At 36.8% G+C, this 23,769-nt stretch carries 21 protein-coding genes; 8 read left to right on the top strand and 13 right to left on the bottom strand.

The window, feature by feature from the left end; all coding sequences use genetic code 11:
• Positions 1 to 68 precede the first annotated feature (68 nt).
• Genes P164_RS13420 through P164_RS13430 form a run of 3 tightly spaced genes read left to right on the top strand, consistent with a single transcriptional unit; the run spans position 69 to position 2,194 of the window.
• On the top strand, positions 69 to 1,220 hold the full coding sequence (locus tag P164_RS13420) for a sensor histidine kinase (protein ID WP_028376848.1): 1,152 nt from the start codon (positions 69 to 71) through the stop codon (positions 1,218 to 1,220).
• Complete coding sequence (locus tag P164_RS13425; protein WP_028376849.1) at positions 1,220 to 1,807, top strand: NUDIX domain-containing protein; 588 nt, start codon at positions 1,220 to 1,222, stop codon at positions 1,805 to 1,807. Before P164_RS13420 ends, P164_RS13425 begins: the two co-directional genes overlap by 1 nt.
• Positions 1,808 to 1,840: 33 nt before the next feature.
• On the top strand, positions 1,841 to 2,194 hold the full coding sequence (locus P164_RS13430; RefSeq protein ID WP_051621356.1) for a hypothetical protein: 354 nt from the start codon (positions 1,841 to 1,843) through the stop codon (positions 2,192 to 2,194).
• A 62-nt stretch (positions 2,195 to 2,256) separates the two neighbouring features.
• Here P164_RS13430 and P164_RS13435 read toward each other — a convergent pair whose 3' ends face one another.
• Positions 2,257 to 2,646 (bottom strand): HIT family protein, encoded by a 390-nt coding sequence (locus P164_RS13435; protein ID WP_028376850.1) that lies wholly within the window; start codon positions 2,644 to 2,646, stop codon positions 2,257 to 2,259.
• Between the two features lie 384 nt (positions 2,647 to 3,030).
• On the opposite strand from P164_RS13435, the gene P164_RS13440 reads away from it, so the two are divergent.
• The 3 genes from P164_RS13440 (at position 3,031) to P164_RS13450 (ending at position 10,975) form a co-directional block, all read left to right on the top strand.
• Entirely contained in the window at positions 3,031 to 6,447 is a 3,417-nt protein-coding gene (locus P164_RS13440; RefSeq protein WP_028376851.1) for a SusC/RagA family TonB-linked outer membrane protein, read from the top strand.
• A 17-nt stretch (positions 6,448 to 6,464) separates the two neighbouring features.
• A complete protein-coding gene (locus tag P164_RS13445) occupies positions 6,465 to 8,327 on the top strand; it encodes a SusD/RagB family nutrient-binding outer membrane lipoprotein (RefSeq protein WP_028376852.1) in 1,863 nt (620 codons plus the stop codon).
• 65 nt (positions 8,328 to 8,392) lie between these two features.
• Positions 8,393 to 10,975 (top strand): alpha/beta fold hydrolase, encoded by a 2,583-nt coding sequence (locus tag P164_RS13450; protein ID WP_028376853.1) that lies wholly within the window; start codon positions 8,393 to 8,395, stop codon positions 10,973 to 10,975.
• 72 nt (positions 10,976 to 11,047) lie between these two features.
• Here the strand turns inward: P164_RS13450 and greA are convergent, their stop codons facing one another.
• Complete coding sequence (gene greA, locus P164_RS13455) at positions 11,048 to 11,524, bottom strand: transcription elongation factor GreA (RefSeq protein WP_028376854.1); 477 nt, start codon at positions 11,522 to 11,524, stop codon at positions 11,048 to 11,050.
• Positions 11,525 to 11,716: 192 nt separating this feature from the next.
• Here greA and P164_RS13460 point away from each other — a divergent pair, with 192 nt between their 5' ends.
• Positions 11,717 to 12,142, top strand: a complete 426-nt coding sequence (locus P164_RS13460; protein ID WP_028376855.1) for a hypothetical protein — start codon at positions 11,717 to 11,719, stop codon at positions 12,140 to 12,142.
• 49 nt (positions 12,143 to 12,191) lie between these two features.
• Here the strand turns inward: P164_RS13460 and P164_RS13465 are convergent, their stop codons facing one another.
• On the bottom strand, positions 12,192 to 14,411 hold the full coding sequence (locus tag P164_RS13465) for a TonB-dependent receptor (protein WP_028376856.1): 2,220 nt from the start codon (positions 14,409 to 14,411) through the stop codon (positions 12,192 to 12,194).
• A gap of 287 nt (positions 14,412 to 14,698) precedes the next feature.
• On the opposite strand from P164_RS13465, the gene P164_RS13470 reads away from it, so the two are divergent.
• Positions 14,699 to 17,092: an ATP-binding protein gene (locus P164_RS13470; protein ID WP_028376857.1), complete on the top strand. Its 2,394-nt coding sequence runs from the start codon at positions 14,699 to 14,701 to the stop codon at positions 17,090 to 17,092.
• On the opposite strand, the gene P164_RS13475 is transcribed toward P164_RS13470, so the two are convergent.
• The 10 genes from P164_RS13475 to P164_RS13520 form a co-directional block, all read right to left on the bottom strand.
• The gene (locus P164_RS13475) at positions 17,082 to 18,452 is read right to left on the bottom strand and encodes a sigma-54-dependent transcriptional regulator (RefSeq protein WP_028376858.1); all 1,371 of its coding nucleotides are present in this window, start codon (positions 18,450 to 18,452) and stop codon (positions 17,082 to 17,084) included. The genes P164_RS13470 and P164_RS13475 overlap by 11 nt on opposite strands.
• 197 nt (positions 18,453 to 18,649) lie before the next feature.
• A complete protein-coding gene (locus P164_RS13480; protein ID WP_028376859.1) occupies positions 18,650 to 18,979 on the bottom strand; it encodes a hypothetical protein in 330 nt (109 codons plus the stop codon).
• A gap of 63 nt (positions 18,980 to 19,042) precedes the next feature.
• On the bottom strand, positions 19,043 to 19,369 hold the full coding sequence (locus tag P164_RS13485; RefSeq protein ID WP_051621357.1) for a hypothetical protein: 327 nt from the start codon (positions 19,367 to 19,369) through the stop codon (positions 19,043 to 19,045).
• A 63-nt stretch (positions 19,370 to 19,432) separates the two neighbouring features.
• Positions 19,433 to 19,759 carry a hypothetical protein gene (locus P164_RS13490; RefSeq protein WP_028376860.1) on the bottom strand — a complete coding sequence of 109 codons (327 nt, stop codon included), beginning with the start codon at positions 19,757 to 19,759 and terminating at the stop codon, positions 19,433 to 19,435.
• A 64-nt stretch (positions 19,760 to 19,823) separates the two neighbouring features.
• Positions 19,824 to 20,153, bottom strand: a complete 330-nt coding sequence (locus P164_RS13495) for a hypothetical protein (RefSeq protein ID WP_028376861.1) — start codon at positions 20,151 to 20,153, stop codon at positions 19,824 to 19,826.
• Positions 20,154 to 20,395: 242 nt separating this feature from the next.
• Positions 20,396 to 20,797: an alternative ribosome rescue aminoacyl-tRNA hydrolase ArfB gene (arfB, locus tag P164_RS13500; protein ID WP_028376862.1), complete on the bottom strand. Its 402-nt coding sequence runs from the start codon at positions 20,795 to 20,797 to the stop codon at positions 20,396 to 20,398.
• Positions 20,798 to 22,336 carry a DUF4301 family protein gene (locus P164_RS13505; RefSeq protein ID WP_028376863.1) on the bottom strand — a complete coding sequence of 513 codons (1,539 nt, stop codon included), beginning with the start codon at positions 22,334 to 22,336 and terminating at the stop codon, positions 20,798 to 20,800.
• Positions 22,333 to 22,893: an AAA family ATPase gene (locus P164_RS13510; protein WP_028376864.1), complete on the bottom strand. Its 561-nt coding sequence runs from the start codon at positions 22,891 to 22,893 to the stop codon at positions 22,333 to 22,335. Before P164_RS13510 ends, P164_RS13505 begins: the two co-directional genes overlap by 4 nt.
• Complete coding sequence (gene pnuC, locus P164_RS13515; RefSeq protein WP_028376865.1) at positions 22,854 to 23,486, bottom strand: nicotinamide riboside transporter PnuC; 633 nt, start codon at positions 23,484 to 23,486, stop codon at positions 22,854 to 22,856. The genes P164_RS13510 and pnuC overlap by 40 nt, the downstream gene beginning before the upstream one ends.
• Entirely contained in the window at positions 23,470 to 23,730 is a 261-nt protein-coding gene (locus P164_RS13520; protein WP_028376866.1) for a thiamine-binding protein, read from the bottom strand. The genes pnuC and P164_RS13520 overlap by 17 nt, the downstream gene beginning before the upstream one ends.
• Between the last annotated feature and the right edge of the window lie 39 nt (positions 23,731 to 23,769).

Genomic DNA, 23,769 nt, shown 5'->3' on the forward strand with positions numbered 1-23,769 from the left:
GGAAAAAAACCTAAGATTTGTACAGATATATTAAAACGCGTTTTTTTTAGATTAAAGACAGGAACTTTATGAATTTTAACCCAGATCAACGGTTCTCCCGCTGGTTTATAATCTTTGCTGCTGTAGTTATTACAGCCCTAATTCTCTGGAATGTTTCTTTATTCTTTGACCAGCTCAAACAGTCAGAGCGTGATCGTATGCAGATCTGGGCCTCTTCTATGGAAGCTTTTAATACTGAAGATATTAATCAATACTATGCCCTAAGCCAGAAAATAAATTCAAAAAATCAATACATCCCAATTATAATAACTGATGATCAGGACAGTATTGTAAACAGTATAAATATTCCTGATGCAGTACTTAAAGATGCCGTACGGTCACAAGAGCTTTTAATGGAGATGGCCGCCGAAAACGAACCCATACGCATCGACATCACCGGCGGTGATTTGCAATATGCATACTACGGGCATTCTCCTGTTATTAATCAGCTTAAGTACTTTCCTATTGTTTTAGTGATAATCGTCATCCTGTTTATTGCTGTAATTTATTTCTTTTACGCCACCTCAAAAGCTTCTGAGCAAAATCTTGTCTGGGCAGGTATGGCAAAAGAAACGGCACATCAAATAGGAACACCGTTATCATCACTGGTGGGATGGACAGAAATTTTAAAAAGTGAAAATGTAAATCCCGAATATCTGATAGAGATCAATAAAGATATTACCAGACTAGAAACCATCACCGGCAGGTTTTCTAAGATAGGAAGCATCCCAAAACTAGAGCGTAAGAATATAATTCTAGAAACACAGGATGCCTTTGAATACCTTTCTAAACGCAGCTCTAAACTTATAGATTTTGAAATAGACGTACCTCAGGGAGAACTTTATGTAATGCTCAATAAAGAGCTTTTTGCCTGGAGTATAGAAAACCTTGTAAAAAATGCAATTGATGCCATGAAAGGCAAGGGAGCTTTAAAGTTAACTCTAAAACGAGATACGCGCTACGCTAAAATTTTAATTAAAGACACCGGTAAAGGAATTCCTAAAATGAATTTCTCTACAATTTTTGAACCCGGCTACACCACTAAGAAAAGAGGTTGGGGGCTGGGCTTATCACTTACGAAGCGTATTATAGAAGAATATCACGATGGGCAGGTGCGGGTTTTACATAGCGAAATAAATAAAGGGACAACATTTCAAATTGCCTTAAAACTGGTAGATTAATGAATAAGAATGTAAGAAATATGAGCGTTACCGTGTTGTCTGACAACTGGTACACGCTTAATAAAGTAGATTTTGAATACCTCAACAAGGATAAGGAGTGGGAGAAACAATCTCGCGAAGCCTACGACAGAGGTAATGGTGCTGTTGTATTACTCTACAATGTTCAACAAAAGACTGTAATTCTTACCCGCCAATTTAGAATGCCTACTTATTTGAATAAAAATGAAGATGGGATGATGATTGAGGCCTGTGCAGGGCTGCTAGATGAAAACGATCCTACTACAGCTATTCTAAAAGAGATTGAAGAAGAAACAGGTTACAAAGTAGATACGGCTACAAAAATCTTTGAATCTTATATGTCACCCGGCTCAGTTACCGAAATCTTACACTTTTTTATCGCAGAATATTCTAAGAAACAAAAAGTATCTGAAGGCGGCGGAGCTGCAGATGAGACAGAAAATATTGAAGTACTTGAATACCAATTTGAAGAAGCAATAAACCTTATGAAAACTGGCGCTATAAAAGATGCCAAAACAATTATGCTTCTACAATATGCTCAAATAAATCTGGTAGATCTTGCTAAATAATTTAATTTAGCGGCATCAATCAATAGATGAATTATGGCTACTACGTACGTTAAATTTGGTGAATCCAAAATACGTAACAATTGTCCTAAATGTTTTGCCCAGGACGGTCTCGTTTTCAGTTTCTCTAATAAAGTAGTGGAGAATAAATTAATGAGTAAGGCCACAAAAGAAATTAAAGGAGAACTTACATGCAGTCATTGCGAAACCGTCATCTATCCTGCACTATGGACTGATGAAATTGACCGTGTATATCTGTACAATTTAAAACGCATAGGCAATCCTGAAGTTTACACCCGTTTTAAACCTTTAGCAGTAGGTATTTTTGTAGGAATTACTATAGCTATTGCAGGTGCAGCATTTGCATTTTACAAATTACAACAACCTTAAAAAATCTACTTCGGCATTTTATTTCTTTGCTGAACTATATTAAATATACTTCATCAAGAATCTTATATCGCAGCATTGATTTGAGATGCTAGTTCTTTAAATTCAGCCTCTGTAAGAGATTGTTTTGAAATAAAACGGGCATCTTCCATAGTCGTTAAGGGTATTAAATGTACGTGCACATGGGGCACTTCAAGACCTATAACAGAAACTCCTATTCGTTTACAATCTACTACCTTTTCAAGAGCAATTGCCACTTTTCGGCTAAATGCCATAAGCGCAATATATTCGGGCTCAGAAAGATCAAATAATTTATTTACTTCTTTCTTAGGAATACATAATGTATGCCCTTTGGCATTTGGGTTTACATCTAAAATTGCAATATGATTGTCATCTTCTGCAACGATATGACCCGGGATCTCGCGATTTATTATTTTAGTGAAAATTGATGGCATAATAATTTGCTTATTTTTCTCGAAGGTAACGAGAATGTGTTTTTCTTCCTAATTTAAAATTCTTCAAGCATCACATTTAGCAAAATAACGCTGATTGCACTACTAAAATATGACCCTTTTTTAACAAAATTTAAAGCATATCCCAACAGGCTAATGTATTCTCAGTTTTTCTTGAAATCCTTGCTTTTTTATGTGCCTATTTATTAAATGATACATAAAAAGCCGATTAAAGTATTAATTGGTTTTCATTTTTTAAAAAGTAAATGATGCAAAATTCGTCGTCTGTCGATTCACAAGTGACGTCTGTCTAATTCATTATGTTTTTTTTAACCTTTTCTGCTACTTAGATGTAACTAACAATTAGATCTATTAAATAAAACATTTATGAAACAAAAGCTACTGTATTTAGTACTGCCGTTGTTTTTTCTGTGTATACAGAGTATTTGCGCACAGCAACAACAGGTGTCAGGAACAATTTTAGATTCTGAAAACGGAATGCCCATACCAGGTGTTACCATATCAGAAAAAGGGACAGGTAACGGAACCGTATCTGATTTTGATGGTAATTATACTATTGAAGTTTCTTCAGGTGCAACACTTGTATTTTCGATGATAGGCTTCACAACTCAGGAAGTTGATGTTGCAGGAAAAAATGAAATCAATGTGAATTTTGTTGTGAGCACAGAAGCTCTAAATGAGGTGGTAATAACAGCTCTTGGTATCAAGCGTGAAGTTAAAAAGCTGGGGTATGCAATGACCGAAGTGAGCGGTGAAGAACTGGCAAAAACAAACACGGTTAATCCCGTTCTTGCCTTACAAGGTAAGGTTGCTGGGGTTAGTATTGGCGCTTCAGACGGTGGATTATTTGGTAATTCAAAAATTCAGATTCGGGGTGTTTCTTCATTAAACTCTACAAACAATCAACCTATATTCGTTATTGACGGGGTAATACTTGAAAATACCGAATCTAAAGACAACTCTGCAGATTGGGCTGCAAGTGCCAATGACTATGGTAATATCTTAAAAAATCTTAACCCAGATGATTACAAATCTGTTTCGGTACTTAAAGGAGCTGCAGCAACTGCACTATATGGTTCTCGTGGTATTAATGGAGTGGTTTTAATCGAAACTAAAGATGGTTCTGGTACGCGCGGGATTGGTGTTTCAGTAAAGCAATCTGTAGGTATTGATTACGTTTTTGACACTCCAGATTTACAAAATCAATTTGGTCCTGGTACACTCGCCGGTTATATTGGCTACGGTAACAGAGATGAAAACAATAATTTTTATCGTTTTGACACAGGGCAATTCTATTATAATAACGAAGGTCAGGCTACCTTAATAGGCCACGCGGGCGGCGGCTTAAGCTATGGCCCACGTTTTGACGGTTCGTTAATAGAAGATTATGATGGGAGTTTAATACCCTATGCTGCTCAAAAAGATAATATGAAGAATGCCTACGAGACTGGTATTAATACAAACACTTCATTTTCAGTAAGTGGCGCTAACGACAAGGGTAGCTTTTATCTATCTGATTCTTATAACAAAAGAACAGGTACATTACCAAGCAACAGCTTTGAGAGAAATGCCATTTTATTTAGAGCTACTTATAATTTAACCCCCTGGCTAAAAGCTAGCGGATCTATGTCTTTCACCCAATCTAATGCACAAAACGCGCTAGATGCTATATCACAAAACTTCTTTGAAGGTGGTTTTGAACGTATTTACAATACTGAAAAATATTCACAACGCCGTTTTTGGCAGGCGCCACATGGGGGTGTACCCAATGCGCAATTTAATGATGAGTTTGCCTTTGCTCCCAATAGCGGTTTATGGTTTAACTACAATACCATAGATGATAGAAGTAAAGAGACTGTCTCGCGTCCTGTTATTACTCTTTCTGCTGAAGCAACAGACTGGTTAACTATAACCGCACAGGCTAGTGCTAATGATTATACCACAAAATATGAGTCTAAAGCATTAGGTAGTGGCTATGCAAATGAAGGTGGGCAGTATGTTTTAAATCACTCTAGAGATTTAACACGTAACGGAAAAATTACTTTTGATATTCATAAAGACATAAGCGAAGATATTTCTTCAACACTCTTAATAGGTGCAGAAATATTTGATCAGGAAAAATCATATAGTAATGTGAGAACAGATGGTGGTTTAATTGTACCGGGTAGATTTTTTATGGACAACTCAAGAAGAAATCTTATTTCTGATGCAGGTATCTTTGGCACCAAACAAATTAACTCGCTTTATTTCTTATCTAGTTTTGGCTATAAAGATCAATTGTTCTTAGACATTACCGGTAGAAATGACTGGTCTTCTGCCCTGGTTTACACTAACGGAACCGGCTCAAATTCCTACTTCTACCCTTCTGTATCTAGTTCCTGGCTTTTAAGCGAAACTTTTAAAACGCCAGACTGGGTAACTTTTGGAAAATTAAGAGCTTCCTGGGCGCAGGTAGGTAGCGACACAGACCCGTATGTAATAAATCCCGGATACGCTATTGGCAGATATGAAATGAATGACGGCAATTTTGTTTATAATAATTCAATATCAAAAACTCTTGTTAACCGAGAACTTATTCCAGAACGTAAAAACTCGTATGAATTTGGCCTTGATGCCCGTTTTTTAAACAATCGTCTAGGTGTTGATTTTGCATATTACAATGAGACTATTAAAAACCAAATTGGTAATGTTCCGGTAAATGCTGAAGCGGGTTACACTCAATATTTAACTAACATAGGTACCTTAAGTAATTATGGGGTTGAATTAAGTCTTTATGGTTCTCCTGTAAAAACTCAGAATTTTGAATGGAATGCAACTTTCAATTACTGGAATAATACCACAAAAGTTAAAGATCTTGATGATGCCTTCGGAGGTTTCAAAACATTAGGCGGCGATATCAGCTACGGAAACTTTAGAATAGGCTCTGTTGCCTTTGAAGATGGCGAATATGGTGTGTTAATGTCTGATAGTGCTATAAAGACGTGGCAATCTGTAGACGACGCCGGTAATCCCATAGACGATCCGCGTAACGGAATGAAACTACTTACCTATAGTGACTCAAGACGTGGCGCTTATTATCAACGCAGTGGGACAGTAGAAAAGGTAGGTAAGGTTCAGCCAGATTTTGAAGGTTCATTAAGCAATGAATTCACCTATAAAGGTGTATCTCTTTCTGTATTATTAGATGCTAGATATGGTGGCCACATCGCATCGTATTCAAGCAGATATGGTACTGCTTATGGATATCTTGATTCTTCTCTAAGAGGTAGAGATGAAGCAAATGGTGGAGTTAGCTGGACTTCTCAATATTCAGATATTGAAGGACGCACCTATTCTGATGGTATCATCCCGGAAGGTATTTTTCAAGAAGGTCAAATGATTACCGCTCCTAGTGGTGAGAGCGTTAATGTAGGCGGCATGACGTATCAGGAAGCTTACGACCAGGGATTAGTAGAACCCACTCATGCCAGTTTCTATAATTATTTCACAAACTCATGGGGTCAGGGAGTTGTTAACGACAATTGGTTTAAAGAGGTAAAATATATCGCTATAAGAAATATTTCTTTAGGATATAACCTGCCAAAAAGTATAAGCGACAAGTTAAATGCACGCAATCTTTATATAGGTGTTAATGCACGAAACTTAGGCTACATATATAATTCTTTACCTAACAATATTAACCCGGAAAGTTTTAGAGGTACAGGAAGTGCAGATTCGTTTAGAGAGCGCTCATTTACTCCGTATACAGCAAGTTACACCATGACGATTTCTCTAGATTTTTAATTTAACAGAAAGAAAAAATGAAAAAAACGATAAACATATTTTTAATTCTACTACTGGTATTTGTCTCTGCGTGCGATAAAGACAGTTTTGCTGAATTAAATAGCGACCCATCGGCATTATCAGATCCTGATTTGCGATTCTCGATGACTAAAGCAGTAGAACAGATGTATGGCGACGATTACCTCATCTGGTTCTATGATAATTTTGATTATGCGTACCCGTGGTCACAAGTAGCAACTGCTACCGGAAGTGGTGCAAATTCTGAAGCTATTTTTGAAATGGGACCTGTTGCAGACCGCCTATATATATACCGCGAGGTGATACCTAATACCAGAGATATTAGAGCTCAAATAGAGGCATTAAGCGAGGAAGAGCAAGAAGCAAGAAGAGCGTTAAAAGCAATGACCTACCCGGTTCAAATCTTTCCGTCTATGCTGTATTCAGACCTTTATGGCTCTATGATTTACACACAAGCCGGTTTAGCTCCCTATACTTCGCCTCCACTATTTAATCCTGAATTTGATACACAAGAAGAATTATATACAATATGGCTTGAAGAATTAGATATGGCTATTGAAGATTTAAGTGCTTCTAATCAATTTGAAATAGGTGACAATGACGTGATTTATGGCGGAGATTATGCAAAATGGGCAAAATTTTGCAATCTGCTTAAATTAAAAATTGCAGCACGTATGATCAATACAGATCGTGCAAAAGCATTAGCTATAGCAGAAGAGGTAGCAAACTCTCCTGCAGGTTATATGGATGATTTGAGTGATGATTTTATCTATCAACGTGATATTAATTACAGAGGTACCGGTAATCCTATGGGCGCAGGTGCAGGATCTATAGAGCTTATAGATTTTATGGTTGCTAATAAAGACCCTAGAGTTAAAGTGCTTTTTGATAAAAACTCATTTAACGGTGAGGTGATACAGGCATTTATTGATGCAGGACAGGATTTACCTCCTTATGTTGAGCAGTATGTGGTATTAGATGCAGCCGGCAATTTTGAGGGATGGTCTGGACCGGGTGAGCCCTGGGTGCGCTATTTTGGAGTACCGTTATCTCCAGATGCTGCTTTTATAGGTGCAAATGATGTTTATTTTAATCAAGGAATTAACAATAGAGTTAATCTTAACGGAGCTGAAAAAACCTATACATCTACTTCAAATTTTGCAGAGCGTATAACTCGTACAGGATATGGCTTTACCTACCCTACTAAACCAAATGGTCGTGTGTTACAACGCAACGATAACTTTCCTCCTTTAAAAGTGATTTTAGGATCATCTGCTGAGACTAATTTATATCTGGCAGAATTTAAACTTCTGGGAGCAAACATTCCGGGAGATGCACAGGACTATTTAAACCGCGGCGTTGAGTTTTCTGCACGTGTATTAGATATGCTTGCTGAAAACAATGGTTTTCCATACTATGACGAAGACCCTGTTTATATGGATGCAGCATTAGCTGAAGCTGGCGCAACAAAACTAAGAGATGAAGAGATCGCTAACTTATTACTTCAGCCTGCATATGATTTGAGTACAGACGGTTTAGAAAAAGTGTACATACAACAATACATAAATTTTGCGGCGATGCCCGGTGATTTATGGACAACTGTAAGAAGATCTGGAATTCCTAAAACTGCAAGTACAATTCTGCCCAGAGACCCATTCTTAACCGGCGGCTCTTCTGCAACAGTACCGCGCCGTTTTACTGTGAGAACTCCTACTGAAGACAACAGTAATTACAACAACTACAACAACGCATATATGGAACAAGGCTTTACAACGGGATCTAATGACCCGCAAGTCTTAAACACAGAGCGTTTGTGGTTTGATAAACAAAACCCTAATTATGGTGCAGGACCTAAACAATAGGTTTTAAATACTAATTCTAACGGGTCATTTAACAGTGACCCGTTTTTAATTTAAATACATAGATAATGAAATTTAGCTGGCTTTTATTCAGTTTACTCGCGGTAACTTCTTTGTCATTTGCCCAGAATCAACAAGGTAACATCGTTCAATATTTTGGTAAAGAAAAAGTAGAGGACGTCAACGAAGGTGAGATCCTGCATTTATTTACTGAAGGATTAATTTTAAAAAAACAAGGATTTGCGTTTAATAATGATGCCGTTTCAAGTGATCCCGTATTCGCACAAATACTCAACAAAAAGGTAAATACACCAATAGCAGAAATCAAAATAATTGATGCTTTTTCTGGTAAAACTCTTGAGTGGGAACCCCTAAAAACACAAGAGAAAAATGAATTTGCTGATCGCGGTTTGCGCTCTGGGTATTTATATCTAGAATATAATTCAGAAACCGAGCAAACTGTACTTTTTGAAGCATCAGGACATACTAATGTTTTAATTAATGGCTTACCTCATGAGGGTGATCACTATGATTTTGGATGGAATTTAATACCTGTAAAACTCAATAAAGGCAAAAATGAATTTGTGCTTTCTGGCGGGCGATTTGCTACAATGCGTGCCAGACTCTTAAAGGCAGATCAACCTATTCAATTTACTAAAAGAGATCTCACACTTCCAGACCTTTTAATTGAAGAGTCTAAACCTGTATATGGTGCAATTAGGGTAATGAACACAACAGATGACTGGTTTAAAAACGGAAAGATTCACGTAAAAATAGGGGATGCTGAGATTAGCTCTCAGGTTCCTAACATCTCACCGCTCATCGTTAGAAAAGTCCCATTTAAAATAGCAATTCCTAAAAATTTAGCACAACAGGAAACTGTAAATGCTGTAATTACATTAATGGATAAGTCTGGAAAAACACTAAGTACAGATACGTTAGAACTTGCTGTAAAATCAAAGTATAAGCATCATAAAAACACGTTTATAAGTCAGGTAGATGGCAGTGTTCAATATTACAGTTTAGCACCTTCTCTTACTAAAGATACAGACAATCAGGCCTTGTTTTTCTCTGTTCATGGGGCTTCTGTAGAAGCGGTGAATCAAGCCAATGCTTATAAGCAGAAAGACTGGGGACATCTTGTGGCACCTACTAACCGCAGACCTTATGGTTTTGCCTGGGAAGACTGGGGTAGACTTGATGCCTTGGAAGTTCTTGATGAAGCAGAAAAATTACTTAAAACAGATAAACAACATACGTATTTAACCGGCCATTCTATGGGCGGTCACGGCACCTGGTATCTTGGTGCGACCTATCCAGATCGCTTTGCTGCTATTGCTCCTTGTGCGGGTTATCCTGATCTTCTGCTATACCGCAACAATTCTATAGAACGTATGAGAGAAATGCCGGCAGAAAGTTTTGACCGTTTTGGTATGACTAAAGATGACTTTTTGAAAAAAGCGACATTAACATTTAACAATGATATAGATGCCCACTTAGACAGTATCATTCGTAGAGCAGGCAATCCCAGCCGTACACTAAAATTAAAACGCAATTATCTGCATTATGGGGTTTATATTTTACACGGAGAAAAAGACAATGTAGTTCCTACATCAATAGCCCGCGATATGCGTGCGCAGCTAGGCTCTTATCATAACGACTTCTCGTATTATGAATATCCTGACGGAACACACTGGTATGGTGACGAGAGTGTAGATTATCCCTTGCTTTTTGATTTCTTTAAAGCCCGAAAAATAAAGGCTTCAGAAGATATTGATGAGATTGAGTTTTCAACGGGTTCTCCCGGAGTTTCTGCCGGTTCTCATTATGTTAGTATTCTTCAGCAGAAAAAACCCTTTGAAATAAGTTCATTTAAATTGAAAAAAGAAGACGGCAAACTAAATATTACAACAATAAACACAGCCGTACTGCGCATAGATTTACAGAATGCAGCAATAACAAATGATACATTAGCTATCGATAATCAGCAATTAACTTTCCCCTCTAAAGAAACAATCTATTTAGAGAATAATTTAGGAACATGGGCTCGTATCAAGGCTCCTCAAGCTAGTGAAAAAGGGCCTCACCGAAATGGCGGATTCAAAGATGCCTTTAGAAATAATATGGTTTTTGTTTATGCCTCTAACGGTTCTAATGAGGAGAATAAATGGTATTATAACCGGGCTAAATTTGATGCTGAAAAATTCTGGTACCGTGCAAATGGTTCTGTAGAACTTGTAAAAGATCGTGATTTTAAAGCAAGTAATTATCCTGATCAGAACATAATTATCTACGGAAACAAAAGCAATAATACAACCTGGAACAAACTTTTGAAAGACAGCCCCATTCAGGTTTCAACAAATAAAATTGAGATGGGTTCAAAATCGCTTACTGGTGATTCCTGGGGTGCACTATTTATTTATCCCAGAACAGATAGCGCTATTGCAAGTATAGGTGTTGTAACAGCTACAGGTGTTGAAGGTATGAAAGCGGCATATGCCAATGACTATCTTGAAAACGGAACCACCTTTCCAGACGTTTTAATATTTGACAATACTATGCTTTCAAAAGGAATTGAAGGTGTTAAAGCCAGTGGTTTCTTTGGCAATGACTGGTCTGTTGACAAAGGAGATTTTATCTGGAGAAATTAAATTAAAAAAGCTGAGTTCATAAAAGGATTCCTTGTTATGAACTCAGCTATAAAACTTTATTAAATAAAGGTGTTAGTCTCTTGTAATATCAATTACGTCAAACTTCATAGTCCCGTTAGGAACGCTAATTTCTGCAACATCCCCTACTTTTTTACCTAATAAACCTTTACCAATAGGAGAATCAACCGAAATTTTCCCGGTTTTTAAGTCGGCTTCGCTTTGAGCTACTAACTTATATTTCATTTCCATTCCGTTTACCTGATTTTTAATCGTAACCGTAGAATGTACTAATGCTTTTGAAGTATCTAATTGTGATTCATCTATAATACGTGCATTAGCAACAATTTCTTCCATCTTAGAAATACGCATTTCAAGCATTCCCTGTGCTTCCTTAGCTGCGTCATATTCTGCATTCTCACTTAAATCACCTTTATCTCTCGCTTCTGCAATTGCTTGTGAGGATTTAGGACGCTCTACATCTTTCAAATGATTAAGTTCGTCTCTTAATTTCTTTAATCCTTCTTCTGTATAGTATGCTACCTTACTCATAACTTCATTTATTAAATACAATGTAATCTGCGTATCTTCGTTTTATCATTTGGCTGTTCACAGCATAATGTATGCGCAGTGCTATAAACACAAAAAATCCCATCAAAAACGGGATTATCTGTTGCTAATATACGAATTTATTAATTCTTACTTTTAAAATCTTATAAATTGACAATTCATCTTTTATCAAAAATGTTCAATAAAATCTCAGCTATTTTAATTCTTTCCGTTGCTTTTCTCTCCTGCAGCACAGATGATAATCGTACTAATAACCCCAATATAAATCCCATATCATTTACTATAAGTTTAAACACAAATTTACCAGAATACAGCGTTTTGCAGTTTCCCGGCAATGCGGTGTTTGTTGCTAATGCCGGAGTACGGGGTATTTTTGTAATTAATACTGGTGCAGGAGTGCGTGCCTGGGAAGCTACAGATCCCAATCACGTACCTAATGAGTGTTCTACTATGATTTTAAATGGAGTTGAAGCTAAATGTTCTTGTGAAGAAAACACCTATACACTTTATACCGGGCAGGATCTTGGCAAACAACTACCTTATACACTTATAGAATACCGGGTTTCGCAGAGCGGAAGTGGAATTAATGTTTCTAATTAAAATAAAAACAGCCGGCAGATGCCGGCTGTAAAGCAACGCTATGAGTCCCCTAAAACCTAATCGTTGCTCCTATTAAAAAATTAATTCCTGCCTGCGGATAATATCCCGTCCCTTCAACTGTAGTTATGGTTCCCGGGTTTGTAAAGTCATCATCATACGTAAAGAAATATCCGTTTGAAACATACTTTTTATCAAATATGTTATTTACTAAAGCGGTTAGCGTTATAGATTTTGCAAAACCTATTTCCTCCAGATCATACTGCACATTAAAATCATTTATAAAATAGGCATCTAGCTTAGAACTTTCTGCGTCTATATTACCAAGGTATTGCTCACCTACATATTTAGAAAGTAACGACAATCTCAAACTTTTTAAAGGAAAAACATCTAAACGATTTCCTGCTATAACATTTGGTGAATAAGAAATATTTGTATTTCCTAAATTTTGTAGAACACCATCTCTCTCAAAAAGAAAATCTCTGTTTTTATTTGTGCTTAAGGCAATGTTAGGGGATACCGCGAGAATACCAGGTATAAGCTCTACAGTAGCCTCCACTTCTAATCCCAATCGATAACTTGAACCGCTGTTTTGACGTATGGGAGCACCCACATCGTCAATTGCACCTGTTAATACAAGCTGATTACGATAATCCATATAATACAGGTTTGCATAAATACGAGCTCGCTCCTGAGTAAAGCGATAGCCTAATTCAAAATCATTTAAAGTTTCGGGTATGGGATTTCCATTTTCAAAATCTGTGCGATTGGGTTCTCGGTTTGCGCGCGCATAAGATGCATAAACCTTGTTTGAGGCATCAAGACTAACTGTTAATCCTGCTTTAGGATTAAAAAATGAAAACTTTTTATCAATGATAAATTCTTCCCTGTCATCATTTAAACCATCTGTTTGGTAGGATATAAACCTACGTTGTAAATCTCCAAACACACTCCAGGTATCGTCTATACGCCACGTAGCCTTAGCAAATGTGGTAAACTCATTTTTATCTGCTGTCCCAAAATAATAACGGTAACCCGGTTCTTCAGTTTGTGAAAAATACCGAGCCCACGTGATTTCACCGTAGTGATCACCGCTGTATATACTACCAAAAACCCCGGCATCAAAATCGATGTTTTCGTCTGAATAATTAGTAGTTAAATTAGCTACATAATAACGATTATCTAACCAGCGACGACGTACTAAATCAGTATCGGTTTGTAAAGAACCCTCAACTTCATACGGCTCCCAGCCTATAAAGTCAAAAGTAGCATCATCACTAAAATTGACATTTGCGTAATACCACGAGTCTACATATTCTTCAAAAAAGCCACGTCCCATTGTATAGTTTAAACTGAGATTTGTTGACCAGCCGCCGCCGTATTTTTGATTCCATAATATCTGAAGATGGTCTTGCTTATAATTATCTACCTGATTGTCATAAAAGCCTTGCAGGTTTCCGGCATCATCGTATTGAAAGCCTATAGGGTTAAAGGTTCTGTCTGTTGCCAGTGTTTCGGCATCTATACCATTCCACGATTGATAAGTAACCTCAGCACCTCCAAAACCTATAACCTTAATTAAAGTATTTTCGTCGCGATAGCCTCCCTGTAAATAATAAGATTTTAAATCTGAGCTAGCACGGTCAACGTAACCGTCTGATTTAATAGTTGATAATCTTCCCGAAAAGCTAAAGTGATCACCTATAAGACCTGTACCAAATTTTACATTGGCTCTACGAGTATTAAATGATCCTCCCGAAGCACTAACTTCGGCGTATGCCTTATTATCTATAGCTTCGGTAAGAATATTTAAACTCGCACCAAAAGCTCCGGCTCCATTTGTAGAAGTACCTACACCACGTTGCAATTGTAAACTTTGTACAGAACTGCTAAAATCCTGAAGGTTTACAAAAAAGGTCGTAAGACTTTCAGAATCGTTATATGGGATACCGTTAATTGTAACATTTATTCCTTGATTTCCTGTTCCGCGTACGCGAAAACCCGTGTAACCCACTCCCGCACCTGCATCTGATGTGGTTACTACACTGGGTAAAAAATTAAGCAAAATGGGTAAATCCTGACCCAGATTACGCTGGTTGATTTCTTCTTTAGAAAGGTTACTAAAGGTAATAGGGGAGTCTGCATTTACGCGTACAGATTTCACTAAAACTTCGTTTAACGTATTTACGCTAGTAGTGTCTGATGGTTTTTGCTGTGCGAGTGCTCCCCAGGTTGTTATGGAAGCAACACACACAAATAAAAGAGTTTTCATTCGTAAAATTATTACGAATAAAAGGGGCGATTATTCTGTGAAATTATTAAATAAAAAAGCAATGTTGTTTAAAAGCAATATTGAATACATCTATACTTTTAAACGTTTCCCTTGGCAGCATTACCTGCCCAGGTTCATTGGGTGTGATCTCAGCTTGCGTTTCTAAATAGAAAGTTTAAGCACCCCTTTGAGATTGAGCGGCAAATGTAGTACAATAGTTCTGCTTTTATAAAAAAATTAAGGGCTTTTGTTTCGCATAAGATTAATTTTAAACCGAATACCTTTTTATGAAAAACACAAAGCGATCTATTACCCTTAAAGTACTTGCAGGCTACTTTTTAATCGCCCTTTTAATTATTGTAGGTGTCTGGTTTATTTACCCGCAAATCAAAACATTTATTTATCCTGAGAAAGAGTCTGCCACTACAAACAAGAAGCTTACCTACACCAGTAACGCTCTAAGTTATTTATATGAGGCAGAGACCATAGGTCGTACAGCGATGGCCACAGGCTCTCAGGATCAATTTAAACAATACCGGGTGATAGTAGATAGCATCTCACCTCAACTCGACTCCTTACGCGCATTAACCACAACCAGAATGCTCACCCAACAACTGGACAGCATTAAAATACTTCTAAATACAAAAACTACAAACATAAGCGCAATGGTACAGTTGCGCAGGGAGCAATACTCCCGTAATTATTATGACGAGGCTCTTGCCGAATTAACAAAGGAAGACATCTATTTTGAAGATTATTCTAACGATCCCAGACTTGATTCTGTAGATGCATATACTAAAAAAGTGATTGTAGATTATCTCGAATATCTGCGAAAAGACAATGCAGACCCCGATCAAAATCTAACCTCAATGGCTAAGACCGTGCGGGAAACACTGGCAAAAATTGAAGACCGAAAAAAACAGCTGGAGATTGATATTATTAGTAAAGAGAATAATCTGCTTAAAAACGACCGCGAAATTAACCTGAAGATTAGAACGCTTTTAAGTTCGTTTGAACAGGAAGGTCTGTTATCTGCAAAACAACGTGAAGAACTCCTTAACTCACGAATAGATGAGATCTCAAAAACCTTAAAGATTATAGGTTTAATAAGCATCGTTCTAGCTCTGGGTTTTGTAATAATGATATTTAAAGACGCATCACGAAGCCAACAATACAACACCGAATTACAAAAAAGCAATAAAGTGGCTAAATCGCTTTTAAAAAGTAGAGAGCAGCTAATGGCGACCATCACACACGATATGCGCTCCCCCTTAAATACGGTTATAGGGTTTACAGATTTGCTGCAAAAAACCAGCGTAGATGCCACGCAAAATCGCTATTTACACACCATAGAAAAATCTGGCGAGTATATGCTTCAGCTGGTAAATGATCTTCTTGATTTCTCAAAATTAGAAGCCGGCAAAATTAAGATAGAAAAAATACCATTTAATCCTAAAAATCTTATTGAAGACATTATAGCTGTGGCAATCCCGGCTGTTGGGAAACCAGATGTAAATCTCAAAGTTGACGTACCTCAAGAATTAGATCGTCTGTTTTTAAGTGATCCTTTCCGTATAAAACAAATTGTCTCAAACCTAATTACTAATGCCTATAAGTTTACAGACTCGGGCAGCATTACTATTTCATTAGTTTTAGAAAAGGCAAATTTGATCATTGCTGTTGCAGATACAGGAATAGGTATCGCAAAACACAAACAGAAAATTATATTTAAAGAGTTTTCTCAAGCGGAAGATCATATTGCGCAGAGGTATGGCGGCTTTGGCCTGGGACTTTCCATCTCTCAAAAACTTGCAGATTTATTAAATGGTAAGCTGAAACTTGAAAGCGAACTCGGAAAAGGAAGCACATTTACACTTAGTATTCCTGTAGAAGAAACGGGGCAAAAAATGGAAACCTCCCCGACCATTACTGAAGAGTTTGACACCAACACCCCTAAAAATATATTGCTGGTTGATGATGAACCCATGCAAATAAAGCTTGCTCAGGAAACGCTAAAAAGTCACCCCTATACCATTACTGTTGCAACAAACGGTAAAGAAGCGCTAGACCAATTAGAGCATAACACCTTTGACCTTATTCTAACCGATATACAAATGCCCATTCTAGATGGTATCGAACTTATCAAAAAAATTAGGCAGGATATACGTTTAAAAGAGACTCCCGTTATAGCACTTTCCGGGAATGGAAAATTAGAAGATGACGATTATAAAAAGTTAGGATTCACCAGTAATCTAAAAAAACCTTACAAACCAGATCACCTAATAGCCATTATTAAGAATCTGAATTTTACGGTTAAACCACTTCAAGAAAACAATCAACACGCAGACCAGGCTTACAATTTAGATGCGCTTAACGCTTTTGCTGATGATGATCCTGAGTCGTTAAAATCTATTATCGTAGTATTTATAGAAACTGCCGAAGAAAATCTTATTTTACTCAATACACACGCAGAAAGCCCGGAGCAACTCAAAGAAATCGCTCATAAAATGCTACCTATGATGCGCCAGTTAGAAGCAACATCTATAGTTAAAATATTAGAAAAGCTAGAGAATCCTGACGGAAAAACAATTTCTAAAAAAGTATTGAAATCCCTTATTCATATTGTGGAGAAAGACACCAATGAATTACTTAAAGATTTACGATTTCACTTTAAAGTTTAATATCGTACTGTTTTAACTTATTGTAAAGTGTTTTACGATCTACATTAAGAATACGTGCGGCTTTACTTTTATTACCGTTTGCTTCCTCAAGAGCATCTAATATAAGTTCCTGCTCATTTGCATTTTTAAATAAACTAAAGTCTTGTTTTGACGCATCTTCTTTAAAGCTTGTAATTTCCTGAGGCAATAATTCTAAAGGTATAGTGGTGTGCTGTGTTAGTAAAACAGATCGTTTTACAATATTTTGAAGTTCTCGTAAGTTTCCCGGCCAGTCGTAACGCTCTAAAGCCTGCATCGCCTGCTCGCTAAAGCCCTCAACATCTTTTTCTAGTTCGTTATTTGCACGTTGCAAAAATGCACTTACAAACAATCGTAAATCTTCTTTACGTTTACTTAACCTCGGTACTTTAATTGAAAATTCATTAAGTCTGTGGTATAAATCTTCTCTAAACTCACCTTTTTTAACAGCTTCAGCAAGATCCTCATTTGTTGCTGCTACAACACGTATATCTACCGGAATTTCAGTATTTGCGCCTACCGGTTTTACCTTGCGCTCTTGCAAAGCTCTTAACAATTGAACTTGCAGCTCGTAAGAGAGGTTTCCTATTTCATCTAAAAAAAGTGTACCCCCATTTGCCGCTTCAAAGTGACCTATTTTATCTGTTAAGGCTCCTGTAAATGATCCTTTTTTATGACCAAAAAACTCACTGCTCGCTAATTCTTTTGGAATAGCACCACAATCTACTGCGATAAACGGATTCTCCTTTCGTTTGCTTCTATCGTGAATATTTTTTGCAACGTATTCTTTACCCGTACCACTATCACCTATTACTAAAACAGACATTGTTGTGGGCGCTACTAAATCTACATATTGATTGAGTTTTGCCGAAGCATCACTTATACCTTTTATAAACTGGGATTTTGCCGCACTCTTAGTCTTAGGTTCAACAACAGCTTCTTGCTTTACTTCTGCTACGTTCTGAGTTGCTTTTGTACTGTTATTTTTCTGAAGTGCTTTTTCTATTATTTGCAGCAATTCATCGGGTCGTACCGGTTTAGAAATGTAGTCAAAAGCACCTTCCTTCATTGCCTGCACTGCCTTATTCACTTCTGCATAGCCCGTCATAAGAATTACGGGTATATTCTGATTTATTTGTATAACGTGTTTTAAAACACTAAGACCATCATCATCTGGCAAACGTACATCTGTTAATACAAGATTTATGGTGGTTGTATCTAAAATCTTTCGGGCTTCTTCGGCAGTAAAAGCGCTTGTTACTTTAAAATCGCGCCTGCTCAAAAAGGTCTCCAGCATTTTACAAAATGCTACATCATCTTCAATAATTAGAATACTAGTCAACTGTTTTAATTTTATAAGTTTAAAAGTACTAAACCCAGGGTGTGACTGAGGTCAAATAAATCATAAAATACATAACGGATTTTAATCTCTTATATTTTTAAAACCTGATTGTATTAAAAACAAAAAACCCCGACTTTCGTCGGGGTTTTTTCTGAATTTCTAACCATTCTATAACTTAAAAATTCAAGGGAATTAAACTACTCTTTTGGTTCAACCCATTCACCAGCTGCATTGATGTAAGCAGTCTCTGCTTCTGCACCTTCAGCTACTAAAATAAGTTTGAACGTTTTTTTCTCTGCATCAACCCAAGCTTCTGTTACTTCAGATCCTGCTTTATCTGCTTCAATTGCATCAGTTACCGTTACAGGTAATTCTGAAACTTCAATTTTCTCATAGCCATCTGCTACAGGTGCCTGCGCCTCTGTTTGATTCATTGCAACATCTTGAGATGTTTCTTGTGCGGTCATATTTTGAGCTGCAAAAAGCATTGTTGTTGCGGCCGCTACAGTCATTACTAACTTTTTCATAATTTGATATTTTAGATTAACACCTAAGTGTCGTGATTTATAATACTTACTTTTTATTTCAGATTACTTTAAAGTAACCCATTTACCTTCTGCGTTGATATATGCTGTTTCAGCTTCTGCGCCTTCTGCCTGTAACATCAACTTATACACTCCTAATTCTTCATTAAAGAATGCTTCAGTTACTTCAGAACCTGCTTTATCTGCTGTTACTGCATTTGTAACTGTTTCAGGTAGTGCAGCTGTTTCTATTTTTTCAAAACCATCCTGTACCGGAGCTTGCGCTTCTGTTTGAGTCATTGCAACATCTTGAGATGTTTCTTGTGCGGTCATATTTTGAGCTGCAAAAAGCATTGTTGTTGCGGCTGCTACAGTCATTACTAACTTTTTCATAATTTGATATTTTAGATTAACACCTAAGTGTCGTGATTTATAATACTTACTTTTTAATCCAGATTACTTTAAAGTAACCCATTTTCCTTCAGCGTTGATATATGCTGTTTCAGCTTCTGCGCCTTCTGCCTGTAACATCAACTTATACACTCCTAATTCTTCATTAAAGAATGCTTCGGTTACTTCAGAACCTGCTTTATCTGCTGTTACTGCATTTGTAACTGTTTCAGGTAGTGCAGCTGTTTCTATTTTTTCAAAACCATCCTGTATCGGAGCTTGTGCTTCTGTTTGATTCATTGCAACATCTTGAAATGTTTCTTGTGCGGTCATATTTTGAGCTGCAAAAATCATTGTTGCTGCCGCTGCTACTGTCATTACTAGATTTTTCATAATTGTATTATTTAGAAAGTGCACTTGCGTACAAAAATTTATATTGATTATTTAATTGATTTTTTTATTTAACCTCAACCCATTTTCCTACTTCATTTATGTAGGCAGTTTCAGATTCTTGACCTTCACTAACTAGAGTGAGTTTATACAGTTTTAATTCGGCATTTAAAAAAGCCTCATCAACCGTCGCTCCAGCTTTATCAACCACTACAGCATCTGTAACGATTTTAGGTAATTCTGAAATTTCTATTTTTTCAAATCCATCATTTACCGGAGCTTGAACTTCTGTTTTATTTAATGCTATATCCTTATTTTCAGTATCCTGAGCATTTACCTTTTCACTTGCAAAAAGTAACGTTGCTGCTGCTGCCACTGTCATTATTAAATTTTTCATTCCTGTATTTGTTTATTAGTATTTTGAAAATTAAGCTTGTTTACTCTCAAACTCATTTAGGTATATAGCAAAACTGTACCAAGTACAACTAAGCCATCTCTAATAACTATATTGTATTGAAATACAGGTAATTAAACACAACAACACTAAATGATGGAATGTGTGGAACTTGTAGAATCTGAGTATATTCCACAAAAAAAGTGTGGAAATTCTCCACACTTTTAAAATCTTGACCGTTAAATTTATAAACTGGGCGGTCTTCGGTTTGCTTTTTTATCTGCTGTATGCTTCTTTATATCAAGTCGCCTCTTTTTAGAAGCTAAAGAAGGTTTTGTTTTTTTTCTATACTTCGGAATTTTTAATCCTGCTTCCAAGAGCTTTACCAGGTTCTTAAATACCTCTTCTTTATTTTTGTGCTGACTGCGACTTTGATCGTATGATAGCACCAATGAACCCTCTGTAGTAAGTTTTGACGATAAACGCGCACTCAGACGATCTTTTTGAACATCATCAAATACTGTTGTGTCTTTTAAACTCCAGTGTAGCATTACTTTAGTTGAAGTTTTATTTACGTGCTGACCTCCGGGCCCGCTACTGCGAACTGCTTTAAAATCACATTCTGAAAACAGTACGTCTTTATTCATCTAGCTTTGGTGCGAAGGTTTTAGCAAATCATTTACCGTTTTTACCGGATTGAATGTTTCTAGAGGAACCTCAACAAATAAAGTGTTCCAGCGTGCCATCGCGCCATTCCACAATCCCGGAAGCTCTAATGCTTTAATCTCTGTACCGCCATCTGTTTTATAAGCGATAAATGCCAGGTCTGGATTTACAAAATCAAGTAAATTATATTTTTCTCCTTTATAATTACGAACACCTGCGACAATATCTACCGGATTAAAATGAGTTGAGTTTTTAAAAATCTCTTCCTGCTTAGCATCTTTAGTATTTACCTGTGCACTTTCAATTATCTGCAGCGCTATCTTGCCATTTTCATCTTCAACCCAAAACGGACCTCCGCCAGGTTCTCCTTCATTTTTAACCATACCACAAACTCGTATGGGTCTATCTAAAATTTCAGCTAGATATGTTTTCTTTTCAGCCATTGAAAAATTAGAATAAGCATCACTTATACGCGTACTAAATTCGGTTTCTAAAAACGTAACCAGCGCTTCGAGCTCTGCTTCTGTAATGGTATCGTTTGCCAGTAAACCTGCATATTTAAAAACCTGCTCCTGCTTTGCAAGTAACACACCCGCAAGTGTACGTTTACTTTTTGCTAAATTTTCAATCTTACCGTTAACCAGGACATTGTCTATATTTTTAATAAAAATCACATCTGCATCAACATCATTTAAATTTTCAATTAATGCTCCGTGGCCTCCTGGTCTAAAAAGTAACGAACCGTCATCTTTACGATACATTTTATTGTCTAGGGTAACTGCAATAGTATCTGTTTCTGGCTTTTGAAAAGAATAGTCAACCTTAAAACTGGTGTTAGTTTTTGTACTTACTGAAGTCTCTACCTCTTTTAATTGTGCTTCAAAAGCTTCTTTATGTTCTGGAGATACGGTAAAATGTAATTTTGCGTGATCATTTTTTGCAGCGTAAGCAGCCGCCTCATAGAGGTGCTCTTCAAAAGCGGTTACACTATATGAACCGTAATAATGAAAAGGGATTAAACCTTTAGGCAAATTGCCAAAATCTTCACCTTCGGCACCCATCATTTTCTTTACAAATGCATACTTTTTTGAGCTTTCATCTGCTAATTCTGCATCACTAAGATGATCTACTATTCTATTATAAAAAGGAAATTTCTCATAGTTATCAAAAAAGACTTTCATAACCTTACTACCGGTACGTTCTAAATATGCATTAACTGTTTCTTTCTCTGAATTATAATCTTCCAGAAATTTAAATACACTTTTAAACATACGACTGGCAGCACCAGAGGCTGGTGTAAATTTTAAAATTTCTAGGTCTGCCTTTTTTTGTTCATAAACATCACGATAGGTTAACGCCTCCTGATCTGAAAGCTGAAAAATACCGTCTGATATTGTTGCTGCAGAGACCAGCTTAACATTAGGTACACCATTTACAAAAAGTTCAATTTGAGAGGCTACTTGTTTTGTAGTTAAACCATGTTCTCTGATTTCGCTGATTTCTTGGTCTGTAAAATTCAAGGTAGTAAGTTGTTAATTTGGTTAATAGCTGTTTTTAAACGTTGCTGTACAGTTCCTTTTAAAAGCACATATGGTCTGTTGTTATTAATCAATGCCTGTTCAAAAAGATCAAACATTTCCTGACGTTGCTCTGGCCTATCTCGTAAGTCATCTGCCTCCCAGGGTATATCAATATAAGTTAAAAGATAAAGATCATACACGTTTTTGAGCGCTGCTTCAGCAACTAAAGGGTCGCACCAGCCCTCATAATAAGCTTCACTATAGACTTTTGTCTCTAAGAGATCTGTATCACAAAATACTAATTTAATGCCGGTTTGTACTGCGTCATTCTCTAGTTTAATCTGTCCTTTTGCAATGGGTAGTATATCTTTAGGCTCACAAATTGTTTTTTGAGTTACCCACTTCTCCTGAAGGTATTCGCGAGCATACTCGGGTACCCATAGCGTTTTATAATATTCAGAAAGTGCTCGTGAAAGCGTTGTTTTACCACTACTTTCAGGTCCAAACAGCACAATTTTTATACAATCACCGGGTTGTTGTTCAGGTATTTTTTCCACGCAATAAAACCATAAATAGCTAGAATAGTAAAAATAACATATTGAAAACTGGTAAATGTGAAGCCTTTGTGAAAATATAGGGGCACAGAGATTATATCTCCCACTATCCAATAAATCCAATTCTCAATCTTACGCTTAGCCATAAGCCACATACCTACAAAGAATATTGCTGTAGTTACCGTATCTACATATGCCGTCCAACTATTCCACTTGTCAAAATACGTGTAGACACAAAACACAAAAATGAGCGTTATTATAAAAATGAGAGCAGACCATTTATGTTCTGTTAACGTAGTTCGCGTTATAGGTGTGACATGTTTTGCATCTACTTTACGCGTCCAGATGTACCAGCCATAAACACTCATCGCAAAATAATATGCGTTAATCATTAAATCGCCCAGCAAGCCCCATTTTGCTAACAGATACACAAAAATTGCTGTGCTTATCATCCCCGAAGGATAAACCCAAATATTGTTCTGCTTAGAAAACCAGACAGAAAGGAGTCCGAAAACAACCGCTATAATTTCTAAGACTACAGAAGTGGTCTCGTATTCTGCATATTGACCAAATAGAAAATCAAAAATGGGGCTCATAGTCGCTGCGGTCAGATTTTACGATTTTTATGTATAAAAGACCTCGCTCTACCGCTTCTAAAGCAACTTTCATTTCTTTCTGAAGCACAGTCATTACCGCATCATAATCACCATAAACCTGTGTACTTAAAGGATTTTCTAAAACGATTAGCCCAGATGCACGCAAACTTTTAATAAAATCTATAATTGCCGGCTCGTAATCGTCCTGGAGTGGCGTTAATGTAAGTTCTACTGAAATATTCATGAGTTTTATTATTTTATTTCTGCGATAATATAGAACTAT

The sequence above is a fragment of the Leeuwenhoekiella sp. MAR_2009_132 genome (assembly GCF_000687915.1).
Classification (GTDB): Bacteria; Bacteroidota; Bacteroidia; order Flavobacteriales; family Flavobacteriaceae; genus Leeuwenhoekiella.

Excerpts from the sequence above, each read along its gene's own strand:
- P164_RS13420 (WP_028376848.1), top strand. The coding sequence starts at position 69 with ATGAATTTTAACCCAGATCAACGGTTCTCCCGCTGGTTTATAATCTTT.
- P164_RS13425 (WP_028376849.1), top strand. The coding sequence starts at position 1,220 with ATGAATAAGAATGTAAGAAATATGAGCGTTACCGTGTTGTCTGACAAC.
- P164_RS13430 (WP_051621356.1), top strand. The coding sequence starts at position 1,841 with ATGGCTACTACGTACGTTAAATTTGGTGAATCCAAAATACGTAACAAT.
- P164_RS13435 (WP_028376850.1), bottom strand. The coding sequence starts at position 2,646 with ATGCCATCAATTTTCACTAAAATAATAAATCGCGAGATCCCGGGTCAT.
- P164_RS13440 (WP_028376851.1), top strand. The coding sequence starts at position 3,031 with ATGAAACAAAAGCTACTGTATTTAGTACTGCCGTTGTTTTTTCTGTGT.
- P164_RS13445 (WP_028376852.1), top strand. The coding sequence starts at position 6,465 with ATGAAAAAAACGATAAACATATTTTTAATTCTACTACTGGTATTTGTC.
- P164_RS13450 (WP_028376853.1), top strand. The coding sequence starts at position 8,393 with ATGAAATTTAGCTGGCTTTTATTCAGTTTACTCGCGGTAACTTCTTTG.
- greA (WP_028376854.1), bottom strand. The coding sequence starts at position 11,524 with ATGAGTAAGGTAGCATACTATACAGAAGAAGGATTAAAGAAATTAAGA.
- P164_RS13460 (WP_028376855.1), top strand. The coding sequence starts at position 11,717 with ATGTTCAATAAAATCTCAGCTATTTTAATTCTTTCCGTTGCTTTTCTC.
- P164_RS13465 (WP_028376856.1), bottom strand. The coding sequence starts at position 14,411 with ATGAAAACTCTTTTATTTGTGTGTGTTGCTTCCATAACAACCTGGGGA.
- P164_RS13470 (WP_028376857.1), top strand. The coding sequence starts at position 14,699 with ATGAAAAACACAAAGCGATCTATTACCCTTAAAGTACTTGCAGGCTAC.
- P164_RS13480 (WP_028376859.1), bottom strand. The coding sequence starts at position 18,979 with ATGAAAAAGTTAGTAATGACTGTAGCGGCCGCAACAACAATGCTTTTT.
- P164_RS13485 (WP_051621357.1), bottom strand. The coding sequence starts at position 19,369 with ATGAAAAAGTTAGTAATGACTGTAGCAGCCGCAACAACAATGCTTTTT.
- P164_RS13490 (WP_028376860.1), bottom strand. The coding sequence starts at position 19,759 with ATGAAAAATCTAGTAATGACAGTAGCAGCGGCAGCAACAATGATTTTT.
- P164_RS13495 (WP_028376861.1), bottom strand. The coding sequence starts at position 20,153 with ATGAAAAATTTAATAATGACAGTGGCAGCAGCAGCAACGTTACTTTTT.
- arfB (WP_028376862.1), bottom strand. The coding sequence starts at position 20,797 with ATGAATAAAGACGTACTGTTTTCAGAATGTGATTTTAAAGCAGTTCGC.
- pnuC (WP_028376865.1), bottom strand. The coding sequence starts at position 23,486 with ATGAGCCCCATTTTTGATTTTCTATTTGGTCAATATGCAGAATACGAG.
- P164_RS13520 (WP_028376866.1), bottom strand. The coding sequence starts at position 23,730 with ATGAATATTTCAGTAGAACTTACATTAACGCCACTCCAGGACGATTAC.